Genomic DNA, 17011 nt, shown 5'->3' with positions numbered 1-17011 from the left:
CGCCGTCACGGAACGTCGCTGTCACCGGGGCCGGATAGCCTCTCTCGGGTGTCAGCTCGAATCACCGACCCCGAGGAGCTCAAAGAGCTCCTCGGCATCCCGTTCACACCGGAGCAGATGGCGTGCATCACCGCACCGCCCGCCCCGCAGGTCATCGTGGCCGGAGCCGGTTCGGGCAAGACGACGGTCATGGCCGCGCGCGTGGTGTGGCTGGTCGGCACCGGGCAGGTCGCCCCCGAGCAGGTGCTGGGTCTGACCTTCACCAACAAGGCCGCCGGTGAGCTCGCCGAGCGCGTGCGCAAGGCGCTGGTGCGCGCCGGGGTGACCGACCCCGACGTCATCGACCCCGACAACCCCCCGGCGAGCCCCGGATCTCGACGTACCACGCCTTCGCCGGGCAGCTCCTCGCCGACCACGGCCTGCGCATCGGCCTCGAACCCACCGCCCGCCTCCTCGCCGACGCCACCCGCTACCAGCTCGCCGCCCGTGTGCTGCGCGAGGCCCCCGGTCCGTACCCCGCACTGACCAGGTCGTTCCCGTCGCTGGTCAGCGACCTGCTGTCGCTGGACGCCGAGCTGGCCGAGCACCTCGTGAAGCCGGTCCGCCTCGCGGCGTACGACACCGGGCTGCTGAGCACCCTCGCGTCCGTCAAGCTCTCCAACGCCGACCTGCGCAAGGTCCCCGAGGCGGCCGCCGCCCGCCTCGAACTGCTCGACCTCACCACCCGCTACCGCGAGGCCAAGCGCAGCCGCGACCTCCTCGACTTCGGCGACCAGATCGCGCTCTCCGCCGAGCTCGCGCTCACCAGCGAGGAGACCGGCCGGATCCTGCGCGACGAATTCCGGGTGGTCCTCCTCGACGAGTACCAGGACACGTCGGTCGCGCAGCGCCTCCTCCTCTCCGGCCTGTTCGGCGGCGGCACCGGGCACGCCGTGACGGCGGTCGGCGACCCCTGCCAGGCGATCTACGGCTGGCGTGGTGCCTCCGTCGCCAACCTCGACGACTTCCCCGCCCACTTCCCGTACACCGACGGAAGCCCCGCGTCCCGCTTCTCGCTCAGCGAGAACCGACGCAGCGGCGGCCGCCTCCTCGACCTCGCCAACGGCCTGGCCGTCCCCCTGCGCGCCATGCACGAAGGCGTGGAGGCACTGCGCCCGGCCCCCGGCGCGGAGCGCGACGGCATCGTCCGCTGCGCCCTCCTGCCCACCCACGCGGAGGAGATCGAGTGGCTGGCCAACTCGATCGCCCACCTCGTCCGTACGGGCAAGGAGCCGGGCGAGATCGCCGTCCTGTGCCGTACGGCGGGGGACTTCGCCGAGATCCAGGGCGCGCTGGTGGCCCGCGACGTACCGGTCGAGGTCGTCGGCCTCTCCGGGCTGCTCCACCTCCCCGAGGTGGCCGACCTCGTCGCGGTCTGCGAGGTCCTCCAGGACCCGGGCGCCAACGCCTCGCTCGTCCGCATCCTCACCGGCCCGCGCTGGCGCATCGGCCCGCGCGACCTGGCGCTGCTGGGGCGCCGGGCACGCCTGCTCGTCCACCGCGCGCCGGGAGCCGACCCGGAGACCGACCCCGACGGAAGACTGGCCGAGGCAGTCGAGGGTGTGGACCCGGCGGAGGTCGTCTCCCTCGCCGATGCGCTCGACACCTTCCTGGAGTCCGGCGGTACGGACGACGGCCTGCCCTTCTCGGCGGACGCCCGGATCCGTTTCGCGCGCCTCGCGGCCGAGCTGCGCGACTTGCGCCGCTCGCTCGCCGACCCGCTCATGGACGTGCTGCACCGGGTGCTCGCCACGACGGGCCTCGAAGTGGAACTGTCCGCCTCACCGCACGCCCTGGCCGCCCGCCGGCGCGAGACGCTGAGCAACTTCCTGGACACGGCGGCGGGATTCGCGGCGCTCGACGGCGAGGCGAACCTGCTGGCCTTCCTCGGCTTCCTGCGGACCGCCGCCCAGTACGAGAAGGGTCTGGACAACGCCCTGCCCGGCGGAGAGAACACCGTCAAGGTGCTCACCGCGCACAAGTCCAAGGGCCTGGAGTGGGACGTCGTGGCGGTGCCGGGCCTGGTGACGGGCCACTTCCCGAGCGAGCAGTCCCGCGACTCCTGGACGTCCCAGGCCAAGGTGCTGCCGCACGCGCTGCGCGGTGACGCGGCGACCCTGCCGGACGTGGGGGAGTGGGACAGCAAGGGCATCAAGGCGTTCAAGGACGACATGAAGGCCCACCAGCACACCGAGGAACTCCGCCTCGGGTACGTCACCTTCACGCGCCCGCGTTCGCTGCTGCTCGGCTCGGGCCACTGGTGGGGCCCGACCCAGAAGAAACCGCGCGGCCCTTCCGGCTTCCTGCGGGCACTGTACGACCACTGCGCGGCCGGCTTCGGAGAGATCGAGGCATGGGCGGACGAGCCGGCGGAGGACGAGGAGAACCCCTCCCTGCGCGAGTCGGCGGCGGACCGGGCCTGGCCCCTGCCGCTGGACCCGACGTCCATGGCCCGCCGCCGCCGGGCGGCGGAAACGGTCATGGCCCACCTGGAGGACCTGGCCGCGGACCGGGCCGACGAGGAGCCCGCCGCCGGTGCGGACGAAGACTCCGCCGCCGGTCCGGCGGACTGGGACACCCTCCTCACGGAACGCCCCACGGCGGCCGGTGACGGCGCCCGGTCCGGAGCCGGCCCCGACGCCGGTCCCCCCGACGCGTTCTACGAAGGCGAAGACGAAGACGACGACGATCCCGGCCCGGCGGACTGGGGCAACTGGTCCACCCTGCGCCCCGGTGCCATACCCGCGCCCCGGACCCCCCCGGCCCCCGGGCATCCCGGCGCCGCCCCGGAGCACGCCCACCCCGCCTCCGGCGCCCGGGACCACGCCGCCACGCCCGCACGCCCCCACCCGACGGACCCGACAGACCCGGCGGACGCGACGCGCCTCACCGGGACCCGAGGGCCCGCAGGGTTCGTTCCGCAGCCCCGGGAAGAGGCGGGCCGAAGCGCGGGCTCCCTCACCCCCGAGGAAGCCCGCGCCATCGCCTCCTGGGACCGCGACCTCGACGCCCTCGCCGGTGAGCTCCGCCGCGCCCGCGCGACCACCCGCGATGTCCACGTCCCCCCTTCCCTGACCGCGTCCCAGCTCCTGCGGCTCGCCGCCGATCCCGACGGCTTCGCCCACGAGCTCGCCCGCCCCATGCCGCGCCCGCCCCAGCCCGCCGCCCGCCGCGGCACCCGGTTCCACGCGTGGGTGGAGTCACGTTTCGAGGAGCTGCCGCTGCCCATGCTCGGCCCCGACGAGCTGCCCGGCGACGGGACCGAGGCCGAGATCGCGGACGAGCGCGACCTGGCCGCCCTCAAGGAGGCGTTCGAGCGCACCCCGTACGCCCGCCGCACCCCGTACCGCATCGAGGTGCCCTTCCACCTCACCCTCGCGGGCCGGGTGATCCGGGGCCGCATGGACGCGGTGTACCGCGACGAGGAGACCGGCGCGTACGAGATCATCGACTGGAAGACGGGCCGTACACACACCGCCGACCCACTCCAGCTCGCGCTCTACCGCCTGGCCTGGGCCGAGCAGCACGACCTGCCGCTCGACTCCGTGGCCGCCGCCTTCCTCTACGTACGCACCGGCGAAATCGCGCGCCCCGCCCGCCTCCCCGGTCGCGCCGAGCTCGAACGGATCCTGCTGGACGAGCCCCCACCGGCGGGCGGATAGGCTCAAGGACATGAGCGACACCCCGGACAGCGTCGTCCGTACGTACATCGACACGCATCGCGCGGCCTTCCTCAGCGACCTCGCCGACTGGCTGCGCATCCCGTCCGTGTCGGCGCAGCCCGCCCACGCGGCCGATGTGCGCCGCAGCGCCGAATGGCTTTCCGCGAAGCTCGGGGAGACCGGCTTCCCGGTCACCGAGGTCTGGCCCACGGCGGGCGCCCCGGCGGTCTTCGCCGAGTGGCCGAGCGGCGATCCGGCCGCCCCCACCGTCCTCGTCTACGGACACCACGACGTGCAGCCCGCCGTCCGCGCGGACGGCTGGCGCACCGACCCCTTCGAGCCGGAGGTCGTCGACGGCAGGCTCTACGCCCGCGGCGCCGCCGACGACAAGGGCCAGGTGTTCTTCCACACCCTCGGGGTACGCGCCCACCTCGCCGCCACCGGCCGCACCGCCCCCGCCGTCAACCTCAAGCTCCTCGTCGAGGGCGAGGAGGAGTCCGGTTCCCCGCACTTCCGCGCCCTCGTCGAGGAGCGCGCCGAGCGTCTCGCCGCCGATGCCGTGATCGTCTCCGACACCGGCATGTGGTCCGAGGACACCCCTACCGTGTGCACGGGCATGCGCGGCGTGGCCGACTGCGAGATCGAGCTGTACGGCCCCGACCAGGACATCCACTCGGGATCCTTCGGTGGCGCCGTCCCCAACCCCGCCACCGTCGCCGCCCGCCTGGTCGCCGCTCTCCACGACGAGGACGAGCGCATCGCGATCCCCGGTTTCTACGACGGCGTCGTGGAACTCACGGACCGCGAGCGCGAACTGTTCGCCGAGCTTCCCTTCGACGAGGCCGAGTGGCTGCGTACGGCCAAGTCCCGCGCCACTCTCGGCGAGGCGGGCCACACCACCCTGGAGCGCGTCTGGGCCCGCCCGACCGCCGAGGTCAACGGCATCGGCGGCGGCTACCAGGGCCCCGGCGGCAAGACGATCGTCCCGTCCTCCGCCCACCTGAAGCTGTCCTTCCGCCTGGTCGCCGGCCAGGACCCGGACAAGATCGAGCAGGCCGTACGCGACTGGACCGCATCCCGTGTCCCGGCCGGCATCCGCCACGAGATCACGTTCGGCGCCGCCACCCGCCCGTGCCTGACGCCGCTGGACCACCCCGCCCTCCAGTCCGTCGTACGGGCCATGGGCCGCGCCTTCGGCCAGGAGATCCGCTTCACCCGCGAGGGCGGCTCGGGACCCGCGGCCGACCTCCAGGACGTACTCGGTGCACCGGTGCTCTTCCTGGGTATCTCCGTACCGTCCGACGGCTGGCACGCACCCGACGAGAAGGTCGAACTCGACCTGCTCTTCAAGGGCGTCGAGACCGCCGCGTACCTGTGGGGCGACCTCGCGGCGCACTGGCGCGCCTCCTGAACCTGACACCGTCCGAATCCACCAGGGGGAGTTGGAAGCACCTGTGAGCACCTCGACCGACCACACGGGCCTGACCACGGGGACCGCGCGGACCACTGAGCGGCCGATCGGGCTCACCGCCCCGAGCGGCATCGACCGCGCCGCGCACCACCGCCTCGACGAGGCCTGGCTGGCCGCGGCATGGAGCCACCCGACGACCCGCGTCTTCGTGGTCTCCGGCGGCCAGGCCCTGATCGACGACACCCCGGACGGCCGTACCGAACTCGTCATGACCCCGGCCTTCGAGGCCCCGGTCACCGAGACGCACCGCTATTTCCTCGGCACGGACGCGGAGGGCGTCAGCTACTTCGCGCTCCAGAAGGACTCCCTGCCCGGCCGGATGGACCAGTCCGCGCGGCCGGCGGGCCTGCGCGAAGCCGGACTCCTGCTCTCCCCGCGCGACGCGGGCCTGATGGTCCACGCGGTGGCCCTGGAGAACTGGCAGCGGCTGCACCGTTTCTGTTCGCGCTGCGGCGAGCGCACCGTCATCGCGGCGGCCGGGCACATCCGCCGCTGCCAGGCGTGCGGCGCCGAGCACTACCCGCGTACCGACCCCGCTGTGATCATGCTGGTCACGGACGAGGAGGACCGCGCGCTGCTCGGCCGCCAGGTGCACTGGCCGGAAGGCCGGTTCTCGACGCTCGCGGGCTTCGTGGAGCCCGGCGAGTCGATCGAGGAGTCGGTGGCCCGTGAGGTCTTCGAGGAGGCGGGCGTCACCGTCGGCAGCGTCGAGTACGTCGCCAGCCAGCCGTGGCCGTTCCCGTCCAGCCTGATGCTGGGCTTCATGGCACGCGCCATATCGTCGGAGATCAACGTGGACGGCGAGGAGATCGAAGAGGCGCGCTGGTTCTCCAGGGACGACCTGCGGAGCGCCATCGAGTCCGGCGAGATCGTGTCCCCCTCGGGCATCTCCATCGCGGCCCGCCTGGTGGAACTCTGGTACGGCAAGCCCCTGCCGAAGCCGCTGAACCCGTAGTCCCCGCGGCCTCCCGAGACGTACGGAAGGGCCCCCGCGCTGCCGCGCTGTCCGGGGGCCCTTCCGTACGTGTTCCGGGTCCGAGTGCTCTGTGCTGCTCCGTGCGCGCGCCTCAGACCGCCAGCGCCTGCTTGACCTGGGCGAGGCTCGGGTTGGTCATGACCGTCTGCTCACCGGAAGCGGGGACCACGAGGACGGTCGGGACCGTCTGGTTTCCGCCATTCGCCTTCTCCACGAAGGCCGCCGACTCAGGGTCCAGCTCGATGTTGATCTCGGTGTACGCGATGCCCTCACGGTCCATCTGGCTCTTGAGCCGACGGCAGTAGCCGCACCACGTGGTGCTGTACATCGTCACAGTGCCCTGCATGTCGTATGCGCTCCTCTGGTTCGCCGGGGCGTGTCCCCGGTGAGTCGGAAATGCCAGTGTGTGAACGTACGCGGCCCGACCGCCATTCCCGCATCCCCCATTAGTACGACCGGTGCCCGTCCCCTGTGGACAACGGACCGCATCCACCTCTTGCGACCTGGCAGCATGGCGGGGTGACAGCAGCAACGCACCTCTCTCCTTTCCCGCAGGTCCCCGACTCGGCAGACGCGGTGCTCGAAGGGCTCGACCCCGAGCAGCGCGCGGTCGCCACGGCCCTGCACGGTCCGGTGTGCGTGCTGGCGGGAGCGGGCACCGGCAAGACGCGCGCCATCACGCACCGCATTGCGTACGGCGTACGCGCCGGGATCCTGCAGCCCGCCAGTGTGCTTGCCGTCACGTTCACCAACCGCGCCGCCGGCGAGATGCGCGGCCGGCTCCGCCAGCTCGGCGCGGGCGGCGTCCAGGCCCGGACGTTCCACTCCGCCGCGCTGCGCCAGCTCCAGTACTTCTGGCCGAAAGCAGTCGGTGGCGGCCTGCCCCGCCTCGTCGAGCGCAAGGTCCAGCTGGTCGCCGAGGCCGCCGCCCGTTGCCGCGTCCGTCTCGACCGCAACGAGCTGCGGGACGTGACGGGCGAGATCGAGTGGGCGAAGGTCACGCAGACCGTCCCCGGCGACTATCCGGCCGCGGCCGCCAAGTCCGGCCGTGACGTCCCCAGGGACGCGGCGGAGATCTCCCAGATCTACGCGATGTACGAACAGCTCAAGCGCGACCGTGCCGTGATCGACTTCGAGGACGTGCTGCTGCTCACCGTCGGCATCCTCCAGGACCGGGACGACATCGCCGACCACGTGCGCAGCCAGTACCAGCACTTCGTGGTGGACGAGTACCAGGACGTCAGCCCGCTCCAGCAGCGGCTGCTCGAACTGTGGCTCGGCGACCGGCAGAGCCTGTGCGTCGTCGGCGACGCCAGCCAGACGATCTACTCCTTCACCGGCGCCACCCCCGACCACCTCCTGAACTTCCGCACCAAGCACCCGGACGCCACCGTGGTGAAGCTGGTCCGCGACTACCGTTCGACGCCACAGGTCGTCCACCTGGCCAACGGCCTGCTGAGCCAGGCGCGGGGCCGGGCCGCCGAGCACCGTCTGGAGCTGGTCTCCCAGCGCGAAGCGGGCCCCGAGCCCGTCTACACGGAGTACGCGGACGAGCCCACCGAGGCCGAGGGCACCGCCCGGCGCATCCGCGACCTCATCACGGCGGGCGTACCGGCCGGCGAGATCGCCGTGCTGTACCGCATCAACGCCCAGTCGGAGGTCTACGAGCAGGCGCTGGCCGACGCCGGCGTGCCCTACCAGCTCCGCGGCGCGGAGCGGTTCTTCGAACGCCAGGAGGTGCGGAAGGCCATCCACGGTCTGCGCAGCGCCGCCCGGTTCGGCAACAACGACCCCCTGCTCGACGACGTCGTGGACCTCCCCTCCCAGACCCGCGCCGTCCTCAGCGGCAACGGCTGGACCACGCAGCCCCCCGCGGGCTCCGGGGCGGTACGCGACCAGTGGGAGTCGCTGGCCGCGCTGGTGCGCCTCGCGGAGGACTTCGCGAAGGCCAGGCCCGCCGCGACGCTCCCCGATCTCGTCACGGAACTCGACGAGCGCGCGGCCGCCCAGCACGCGCCCACCGTCCAGGGCGTCACCCTCGCTTCGCTGCACTCGGCGAAGGGCCTGGAGTGGGACGCCGTGTTCCTGGTCGGTCTCACCGAGGGCATGATGCCGATCACCTACGCCAAGACCGACGAGCAGATCGAGGAGGAGCGGCGCCTGCTGTACGTCGGCGTCACGCGCGCCCGGCTGCATCTCGGTCTGTCCTGGGCCCTGTCCCGCTCGCCGGGCGGCCGGGCCTCCCGCCGCCCGAGCCGTTTCCTGGGCGGGCTGCGCCCCGGCTCCGCGTCCTCTGGCAGCCGTGGCGCGGGCGGTGGCGGTGGCGTCGAGCACGGCGGCAGCGGCAGCAGGGGCACCGGTGGCATGGCCAGGCCCAGGCGCCGCAGTTCGGCCCTGTGCCGGGTATGCGGAAGGACGCTCACCGACGCGGGCGAGGTGAAGCTGATGCGCTGCGAGGACTGCCCGTCCGACATGGACGAGGCGCTGTACGAGCGGCTGCGCGACTGGCGGGCCGGCCAGGCGCAGGAGCTGGGCCAGCCCGCGTACTGCGTCTTCACCGACAAGACGCTGATGGCGATCGCCGAGGCGGCGCCGGCCGAGGCGGGGGAACTGGCCGTGATCCCAGGGGTCGGCGCGCGCAAGCTGACGCGTTTCGGAGCCGATGTGCTCGCTCTTTGCGCAGGCCAGGAGCCTGGTGGGGCCGACGGGGAGGACTGATGCAAACTCGTCGAGAAAATAGTTTGCGCATGCCCTGGGAATCCCCATAGGTTCTTAACCACGGGAACAGCGACTTCTCTGAAGCCCTGACTCCGTGCTGTACTTATCCGAATACGTAGGGACCGGCCCCGGCCATCAGGTCCCCGAGACGCCGAGAGGAGGCGAGCCCAGTGACCAGCTTCATGACCTTCACCAAAATGACCGATCACTCGGTCGTCGCCCCCTGCCCGCTCGGCTCTTCGCTTCGTGGCACCGGTCTGTCCGGCATTTCCGCCGCCCGTCCGGCGTCTCTCGCGAGCCTTCCCGTTCTGGCGCGCAATGAGCGACCGACCGAGGCACCGGAAGCAGCAGCAGTAGCAGCGGCACAGGCCTATGCCTTTGCGGCAGCCGGTGCCGGATCCAAGAAGCAGACGACGCAGCACCACACGATGTGGGCCTTCCGTGGGCTCGAACCCTGGAGTGATCCAGCCTGATCCAGGATCAGGCAGGCGCCTCAGGGCCGCGGAACCCCACCAGGGATCCGCGGCCCTTCTGTTTTTCCCGAAGTGGAGAGACGGAGCGAAGGGGCCTCGGGACAGCAACCGCCACCCGGCCGACCGGCCGGAACGACTCGACGAGGAACAAACCACCGTGCAACTCGAAACGCACGCCCCGTCCGTACCGCCTTCCCAAACGATCACCTCGCCGCCCGGTCTCACGGAGGACCCCGCCTTGACTGCCCAGACCGCCTTGACCCCCCTCACCGCGCTCACCGCGCTCGACGACGCCATCGAGAACCTCGGTACGCCCGTACCCTGCCGCTCCTACGACCCGGAAGTCTTCTTCGCCGAGACCCCGGCCGATGTCGAGTACGCCAAGTCGCTCTGCCGCACCTGCCCGCTGGTCGAGGCCTGCCTCGCAGGGGCCAAGGAGCGTCGCGAGCCCTGGGGCGTCTGGGGTGGCGAGCTCTTCGTCCAGGGCGTGGTGGTCGCCCGCAAGCGGCCGCGTGGCCGCCCGCGCAAGAACCCGGTCGCGGCATGAACGCCATCGGAACCATCGACCGACCCCATACGCACGATCCCAAGAAGCAGGCCCCGATGTCCTCTTCCCCCAGCGAGCCCTTCGGCACCGCGACCCATGACGTGACCATCACCGGCGCGAACGACTCGCGCCAGAACAGGACCCGCGAGATGCAACTCATCCCAGAAGCCCTGGCCCGTGCCCATATGCAAGAACGCCGGCGAGAAGCCGAGGCGGAGTACCAGGCCGTGCGCCTGGCCGCCGCCCGGCGGATGCAGCGCCGCGCCGAGCGCGTGTCACTGCGCGCCCGCCGCGCCCTGGCCATGGCGGTCATGCAGTAACAGGCGCCGGCGGACCGGCACATGAAGACTCTCCGCGGGGGGCGGCCCGAACGGGCCGGCCCCCGCCGTGCGTTGGCCGGCCGCCGAGAGTCATCCGGCACCCCGGAGGGAACACCGTCACAAGGGGAAGGCCGGCCGGCTACGCCCCGGCCGTCGCCGCTTCCTCCGCTTCGGTGTGGTCGTCGGCGAGGAAACCGGGCAGCCACTCCTCCAGCTCGTGCCGCAGCCGTACGGTCGAACCCAGCTGGCAGAGCACTCCGATGGTGCTCAAGGTCACCCGGTGTATCAGCAGGTATGACGGCGGCAGGTTGAGCTGCTTGCCCAACTGGTGGGCGGGGGAGCGGACGTCGGCTATCCGCGCTGCCTGCCCGCGCATCCAGCCCCGGGTGAACGTGAACTCGTCTGCCTGCGCCGGCTCGATGATCGGCAGCAGATAGTCCAGCACCGCGTCCGGGTCGAGGTCGATGGTCTCCTTCACGAAGCCTTCCTCACGGAGCAGCTCGTACACCGCCTCGGCCTCGCCATCGATCGTCATCCGCAGCGATTCACCGATCGTCGCGGGCAGCCCGCCGGGCAGCCGGTCCACGGTGCCGAAGTCCAGCACGCCGAGCCGCCATGGTGCGACCGCCCCGTTCCCGTCGTCCCCGCCGTCGGGGTCTGCGTCCGCGCCCCCCACCGGCACCAGCCGGAAGTTGCCCGGATGCGGATCCGCGTGCAGCAGCCCTGTGCGGGCCGGTCCGGAGAAGAGGAAGCGGGCCAGCAACTGCCCCGCCCTGTCCCGCTGCTCCGCCGTACCGTCCGAGATCACGTCGGCCAGCGGGATCCCGTCGATCCACTCCGTCACCAGGACTTGATCGCTCTGGTGGACCACACCGGGCACCAGTACGTCCGGGTCGTCCGCGAACTCCTCCGCATGCTCCCGCTGGGCCTGGGCCTCCAGTTCGTAGTCGAGCTCCTCCGACACCCGGTCGCGCAGCTCGGTGATGAGCGGCTTGATGTCCATCCCCGGGACGAGCGGGCCGAACAGCCGCGCGAAGCGGCTCAGTTGGTTCAGGTCGGAGAGCAGGGCCTCCCCGGCCCCCGGGTACTGCACCTTGACGGCCACTTCACGTCCGTCGTGCCACACGGCCCGGTGCACCTGGCCGATCGATGCCGCCGCCGACGGCTTGTCCTCGAACTCCAGGAACAGGTCGCGCCATTCCTCTCCGAGCCGCTCCTCCAGCACCGAGTGCACCGTGCGGGCCGGCATCGGCGGAGCGGCTTCCTGGAGCTTCGTCAGCGCCGCCCGGTAGGGGCCCGCGACTTCTTCGGGAAGCGCGGACTCGAAGACCGACAGGGCCTGGCCCAGCTTCATCGCGCCCCCCTTCAGCTCACCGAGGACCTTGAACAGCTGGTCTGCCGTGCGCTGTTGAATCTCGCGGCCCACCATCTCGGCCGACTTGCCGCCGATCCGCTTGCCCAGGCCCCAGGTGGCTCGGCCGGCGAAGCCCAGTGGCAGTGCTGCCAGCTTGGCGGTACGGGTGACCGCCTTCCGGGGAAGATCAGACATGCGCCCCTCCAAATCCCAGACACCCGTGGCCGCCTACGACGGTCACCCGGCCATTGTGTCCTGTGGCTTTCCGGCGCCCGAGGCGCACTCCCCCTCAATCTGCCCACGGGCACCGCAGGAGCAGTCGCGGTGCGGCTCCATCCGCTCCTGCCGCCAGTCCAGCAGGGGCATCGAGGTCTCCCACCGGACCCCGGTGGCGGCGGGCAGCTCACCGTCCAGGAAAGACAGGGCGTGTGCCGCCGCCAGCCCCGCCACCGCGGTCGCCAGACCGATGTCGCAGGCCGGTACGGGCCCGCCGCGGCCGGAGCGCCACTGCGCCAGCATCCGCAGCCACCCCGGGTCCCGCTCCTCGCGCCCCAGCGCCATACAGCCCGCGCACGCACTGCCGCCCGGCAGCACCAGCGGCCCCACCACCCCCGTCGCCTCGGCGACCCCCGCGTAGAGGTGGGGCGTCCCCGAACGCAGCCAGGGCTCGGCGGCGACGGGATCGGGAGCGTACGCGGCGGTTCCGTCCCGGGGCGCCACGACCACCAGCGACAGCCCGGGCTCACCGCCGGCCGCGGACCCGACGGTTCCAGCCGGGCCCGCGATCTCCGCCGCACGCGGAGGCCGGCCGGGCGCGGCCCGCCGCACCAGCTGCCGTGCCGCCACGTCCCGCCGGCCGCCCACCGACTCCGCGGACAGCCCGCCCGGCGCGACGTCCCAGAGCTCCGTGCACCCGCCGTCCAGGACTTCGACGCGTCCCACCCCACCGGCGGCCAGCACCGACGCGATCGTCGCGCCGACCCGCCCGGCGCCCCGTACCTGCACCCGTATGGCGCGCCGTGCCGCCAGGTGCCGTGCCCCGCCGCCCGGTTCGGCATGGACCACGGAGAGCGACGCCAGGTCGGGGCGCAGCCGGTCGAACACCTCGGCGCGTCCCCGCAGGGCGTCCGCCCCCGCGCCGCCCGCCGTCGCGTCGTCGATCAGACCTGCCGCGGTCAGCCGCGCCACCAGGTCGTCCACCCGCCCGTCGGGCAGTCCCATCGTCCGCGCCTCCTCCCGCAACAGCGGAAGGCCACGTGTCCCGTCGAGCAGTCCGAGGAAACTGCCCGTCGCCGTGTCCACCGGGCCCACCGCCACCGCGTGCGCGGACGTCATGCCGAATTGCACGGTCTGCCGGTCCCGCCATGCGCGCCGCAGCGCGGGCTTCACCATCGGATGCATCTCGCCGTCCCCCGTCGGTCCGTCGGCCTGGCGGTCTGCGGTCTGTCGCAAGATCCGCTCTCGGATCTCAGAATGCACGGCGCGGCCGAAGAGGGCTGAAAGTTGTCCACAGGTGCTGCGCGTCAGTCATATGAATCGCCTCGGCCGTTCGTATGCCGTGCCATGGAGCGGATCGCGTCCGAACCACCCGGAGGCGGGACTTCCACCACTGGCAACGGGTACCGTCGTGGCGTGGCCGTCGATCCTCTGCACAGTGCGACAAACCCGCCGCCCCGCGGCTCACGGCCGAACGCCGTCGAGGTCCGCAGGAGCGCCCGCCGCAGCAGGACGGTCTCCGCGTACCGCGAGGGCGACCGCACCATCGTGCTCATCCCCGACCGGATGTCGGAGGCCGAGGAGCAACGCTGGGTGACCGTGATGCTCGACAAGCTCGCCGCCCAGGAGAGCAAGCGCCTCTTCGGCGACGCCGAGCTCGCCGAGCGCGCCCGGCGGCTCTCCGCCCAGTACTTCGGCGGCAGGGCGTGCCCGGTCTCGGTGCGCTGGGTGACGAACCAGAACACCCGCTGGGGGTCGTGCACTCCGGCCGAAGGCAGCATCCGTCTTTCGCACCGCCTCCAGGGCATGCCGGAGTACGTGGTCGACTACGTGCTGGTCCACGAGCTCGCCCATCTGCTCGTACCCGGGCACGGTCCGCGTTTCTGGCAGCTCCTGGAGGCGTACCCGCGCACCGAGCGGGCCCGCGGCTATCTCGAAGGAGTGGTCGCCGCCGGACGGCTGCCCCACCTGCCGGGCACACGCGGCGAGTGATCCCGAGTGACTGTGTACCGACTGTGTACCGGCTTGGCCGGATGTCGGCATTTGCGGTTAGCCTGACGCGACGCATTCACCTCGGGATGGGGGACGGTCGTTACGCATGGCCAGGGAATTCCAACGCGGCCACAAGGCCAGGATCAGTGACCTCACAGCGGGTACGGATCTGTACGTAGGCGTACAGATCGCGGGACCCGGGCTGTCCTTCGACATCAGCTGCTTCGGGCTCGACGCCGATGAACAGCTCTCGGACGACCGGTATTTCATCTTCTTCAACCAGCCGAAGTCGCCCGAGGAGTCGATTCAGCAACTCGGTGCGCAATCGGGGGACACCGAGTCGTTCCGCGTCACGCTGGACCGCGTCCCGGCGAGCATCCACCGGCTCTCCTTCACCGCGACCATCGACGGTGCGGGGCAGATGTCGCAGGTGGGGCCCGGTTACATCCGGATCGTCGCGGGTGGTGAAGAGGTCGTCAGGTACGCCTTCGACGGCTCGGAGTTCACCACCGAGCGCGCGGTGATGCTGGGCGACTTCTACCTCAAGGACGTGTGGCGGTTCGCCGCCGTCGGCCAGGGGTTCGACGGCGGGCTCGAGGCCCTGCTGAGGAACTTCGGCGGTGAGGTGGCCGAGGAGGAACCGGTCGCCCAGCCGCAGGCCGCAGCGCCCTCCTTCGCCCCGCCGCCCCAGCCCGCACCGTCCTTCGGCGCGCCCACCGCTCCGCCGGCCCCCGCGCAGGGCTTCGCCCCGCCCCCGCCACCCCCGCGCAGGGCTTCGCCCCGCCCCCGCCACCCCCCGCGCAGGGCTTCGCCCCGCTGCCGCAGCCCGCCCCGCAGGCGTACGCCGCCCCGGCCGCGGCGGTGCCGATGCCCGTGCCGCCGCAGGGTGGCGCCGTACCGCCGGCCCCTCCGTCGCCGTACGGACAGCCGCCCCAGCAGCCGCAGTTCGGCCAGGTACCGGGCCAGATGACGAGGCAGGCCCCCGGACAGGCCCAGCCGCCGGGTGCGCCGTCCCCCTACGGCCAGCCGGCTCCGTACGGCCAGCCCCAGGGAGTGCCGCAAGGCGGTGTGCCCCAAGGCGCCCCGCAGGGCGGCGGCGGCCTCAAGGCCGCCCTCCAGCCGTACCGCGAGGCAGCCACCGGCCAGCGCTGGACCTCGCAGAACCAGCAGCTCATGAGGGCCGACCTCACCATAGGCGGTACGCCGGTCCTGGCCCGCCAGGGCAGCATGGTGATGTACCAGGGCAAAGTGGACTTCAGTCACAAGGGTGCGGGCTTCACCGGCCGCATCGTGGGCAACGCGACCGGCCAGGAAATGCAGTTGATGCGCTGCACCGGACGCGGCCAGGTCTTCCTCGCGGAGGACGGCGCGAACCTGCACCCCATCGAGCTCCAGGGCGACGGCATCTGCGTCTCCGCCGAGAACGTTCTCGCGTTCGACGAGTCGCTCCAGTACGAGGTCCGCCGCATCGAGGGCCACGGCATCCCCGGCGGTGCCCTGTTCACCATGCAGTTCCAGGGCACGGGCACCGTGGTCGTGAAGACCCACGGCATCCCGGTCGTCCTGCCGGTCACGCCCACCACGTTCGCCGACGCCAACGCTGTCGTCGCGTGGTCCTCGGCGTCCCAGGTGATCCTCTCCAGCCAGGTGCGGCTGCGCCGCAACGCCTACCCGGGCCACAGCGGAGAGACCGTCAACCTGCAGTTCCGGGGAGCGCCCGGCAACTTCATCGTCGTCCAGCCCTACGAGGTCTGAGGGAGCCCGTCATGAATCAGCAACTCGCGGGCTACGCCCCGACCCCGATCGCGGCCCGCATGGAGAACCACGGGCGTTCGATGCTCAAGGTCGCCATGGCCACCGGCCAGGACCTCTACGCGCGCACCGGCTCGATGGTGGCGTACGAAGGCTTCATCCAGTACGAGCCGAACCCGCCCGCGGTACGCCAGATCGCGTCCCAGTGGGCCACCGGTGAGGGCGCGCCCGTCATGAAGTGCGCGGGCGACGGCCTGCTCTACCTCGCCGACTACGGCGCGGACGTCGTCGTCATCAACCTCAACAACGACTCGCTCTCGGTCAACGGCAGCAACGTGCTCGCCTTCGACGCGCACCTGCAGTGGGGCGTGGAGAAGGTCAAGGGCATGGCGAAGTTCGCCGGCCAGGGCCTGTGGAACGTCAAGATCGCGGGCACCGGCTGGGTCGCCGTGACCTCGCGCGGTACGCCGATCGTCGTCGAATGCGGACGCGGCGAGGACGAGACGTACGTCGACCCCGACGCCCTGGTCGCCTGGTCCCCGAACCTCAAGGTGAAGGGCAAGCGCAGCTTCAAGGCGTCCGCCCTGGTCGGACGGGGCAGCGGAGAGGCGTACCAGATGGCCTTCTCCGGTGAGGGAATCGTCGTCGTACAGCCGAGCGAGGACAGCACCGACCGCCTGCGGATCCGGGGCTGAGGGGGAGCGAGAACACACCATGCAGAGCCCGCTTTTCAGTCACATCGAACAGCAGTCCCAGGACCGGTACACCGTACAGAACCCGCAGCTCCTGCGGGTCTCGCTGACCGGCCACGACGACGTCCTGGCCCGCAGGGGCGCCATGGTCGCCTACCAGGGCCTGATCGATTTCGACGGCGAGTACCAGTCGAGCGGCCAGCGCCGTTCCCGCGCCAACACCGGTGAGGGCCTCGACCTGATGCGCTGCTCCGGGCAGGGCACCGTCTACCTCGCCAACCTCGCGCAGTACGTCCACCTCGTGGACGTCGACCGCGAGGGCATGACGGTCGACAGCGCCTACGTCCTCGCGCTGGACTCCTCGCTCCACACCGAGGTCATCGCCGTCGACAGCCAGTACGGCATCTCCGGCACCGGCAAGTACCAGCTCAACATCTCGGGGCAGGGCAAGGTCGCGCTGATGACCTCCGGCCAGCCGCTGATGCTCCAGGTGACGCCGGAGAAGTACGTCAACGCCGACGCCGACGCGATCGTCGCCTGGTCCAGCTCCCTGCGCGTGCAGATGCAGGCTCAGACGCACTCGTCGAACGTGCGCCGGCGGCGCGGCATCACCGGCGAGGGCTGGGAACTCAGCTTCCTCGGCCAGGGCTTCGCACTCGTGCAGCCCAGCGAGGTGATGCCGCCGCAGAACGCGCAGCTGGGGGAGGGCGCCGCCGCGCAGTTCGGCGTGGGCCAGCAGGGCGCCCGCAGCCAGAACCAGAACAACGCCTGGAACTGAGCGCCCCCGGGGCACGGGCAA

Annotated in this window: 12 protein-coding genes and 2 pseudogenes; 11 read left to right on the top strand and 3 right to left on the bottom strand. The window is 71.8% G+C overall.

Annotated elements, in window-relative coordinates; translation table 11 throughout:
- Positions 1-48 precede the first annotated feature (48 nt).
- The 3 genes and pseudogenes from BN1555_RS10710 to nudC all read left to right on the top strand — a co-directional run bounded on the left by BN1555_RS10710 (position 49) and on the right by nudC (position 6127).
- Positions 49-3701: pseudogene (locus tag BN1555_RS10710) on the top strand (UvrD-helicase domain-containing protein).
- Between the two features lie 10 nt (positions 3702-3711).
- On the top strand, positions 3712-5112 hold the full coding sequence (locus tag BN1555_RS10705; RefSeq protein WP_093799161.1) for a dipeptidase: 1401 nt from the start codon (positions 3712-3714) through the stop codon (positions 5110-5112).
- A gap of 70 nt (positions 5113-5182) precedes the next feature.
- Complete coding sequence (gene nudC / locus BN1555_RS10700; RefSeq protein ID WP_093803327.1) at positions 5183-6127, top strand: NAD(+) diphosphatase; 945 nt, start codon at positions 5183-5185, stop codon at positions 6125-6127.
- A gap of 112 nt (positions 6128-6239) precedes the next feature.
- On the opposite strand, the gene BN1555_RS10695 is transcribed toward nudC, so the two are convergent.
- The gene (locus BN1555_RS10695) at positions 6240-6494 is read right to left on the bottom strand and encodes a glutaredoxin family protein (RefSeq protein WP_093799160.1); all 255 of its coding nucleotides are present in this window, start codon (positions 6492-6494) and stop codon (positions 6240-6242) included.
- Positions 6495-6667: 173 nt separating this feature from the next.
- Here BN1555_RS10695 and BN1555_RS10690 point away from each other — a divergent pair, with 173 nt between their 5' ends.
- The 4 genes from BN1555_RS10690 to BN1555_RS10675 all read left to right on the top strand — a co-directional run bounded on the left by BN1555_RS10690 (position 6668) and on the right by BN1555_RS10675 (position 10206).
- Entirely contained in the window at positions 6668-8866 is a 2199-nt protein-coding gene (locus tag BN1555_RS10690; RefSeq protein WP_093799159.1) for an ATP-dependent DNA helicase UvrD2, read from the top strand.
- A gap of 182 nt (positions 8867-9048) precedes the next feature.
- Complete coding sequence (locus BN1555_RS10685; protein ID WP_093803326.1) at positions 9049-9339, top strand: hypothetical protein; 291 nt, start codon at positions 9049-9051, stop codon at positions 9337-9339.
- Positions 9340-9496: 157 nt separating this feature from the next.
- The gene (locus tag BN1555_RS10680; RefSeq protein ID WP_093799158.1) at positions 9497-9886 is read left to right on the top strand and encodes a WhiB family transcriptional regulator; all 390 of its coding nucleotides are present in this window, start codon (positions 9497-9499) and stop codon (positions 9884-9886) included.
- A complete protein-coding gene (locus BN1555_RS10675) occupies positions 9883-10206 on the top strand; it encodes a hypothetical protein (RefSeq protein ID WP_093799157.1) in 324 nt (107 codons plus the stop codon). Before BN1555_RS10680 ends, BN1555_RS10675 begins: the two co-directional genes overlap by 4 nt.
- 139 nt (positions 10207-10345) lie before the next feature.
- Here the strand turns inward: BN1555_RS10675 and BN1555_RS10670 are convergent, their stop codons facing one another.
- Positions 10346-11755 carry an ABC1 kinase family protein gene (locus BN1555_RS10670; RefSeq protein WP_093799156.1) on the bottom strand — a complete coding sequence of 470 codons (1410 nt, stop codon included), beginning with the start codon at positions 11753-11755 and terminating at the stop codon, positions 10346-10348.
- Positions 11756-11797: 42 nt separating this feature from the next.
- Positions 11798-12961, bottom strand: coding sequence for a ThiF family adenylyltransferase (locus BN1555_RS10665; protein WP_093799155.1), 1164 nt, complete (start codon positions 12959-12961; stop codon positions 11798-11800).
- A 231-nt stretch (positions 12962-13192) separates the two neighbouring features.
- Between BN1555_RS10665 and BN1555_RS10660 the strand changes: the two genes are divergently transcribed.
- From BN1555_RS10660 to BN1555_RS10645, 4 genes and pseudogenes are all read left to right on the top strand, one after another.
- Positions 13193-13768: a M48 metallopeptidase family protein gene (locus BN1555_RS10660; protein WP_093799154.1), complete on the top strand. Its 576-nt coding sequence runs from the start codon at positions 13193-13195 to the stop codon at positions 13766-13768.
- Between the two features lie 106 nt (positions 13769-13874).
- A pseudogene (locus BN1555_RS10655) lies at positions 13875-15523 on the top strand (TerD family protein).
- 11 nt (positions 15524-15534) lie between these two features.
- Positions 15535-16215, top strand: a complete 681-nt coding sequence (locus BN1555_RS10650) for an AIM24 family protein (RefSeq protein WP_093799153.1) — start codon at positions 15535-15537, stop codon at positions 16213-16215.
- Between the two features lie 19 nt (positions 16216-16234).
- Positions 16235-16990, top strand: a complete 756-nt coding sequence (locus BN1555_RS10645) for an AIM24 family protein (RefSeq protein WP_093799152.1) — start codon at positions 16235-16237, stop codon at positions 16988-16990.
- Positions 16991-17011: the final 21 nt, after the last annotated feature.

Source organism: Streptomyces sp. Wb2n-11 (assembly GCF_001049855.1).
In the GTDB taxonomy this organism is placed as follows: Bacteria; Actinomycetota; Actinomycetes; order Streptomycetales; family Streptomycetaceae; genus Streptomyces; species Streptomyces altiplanensis.
The sequence above is the reverse complement of the archived record's forward strand: the minus strand, read 5'-3'. Positions and strand labels throughout refer to the sequence as shown.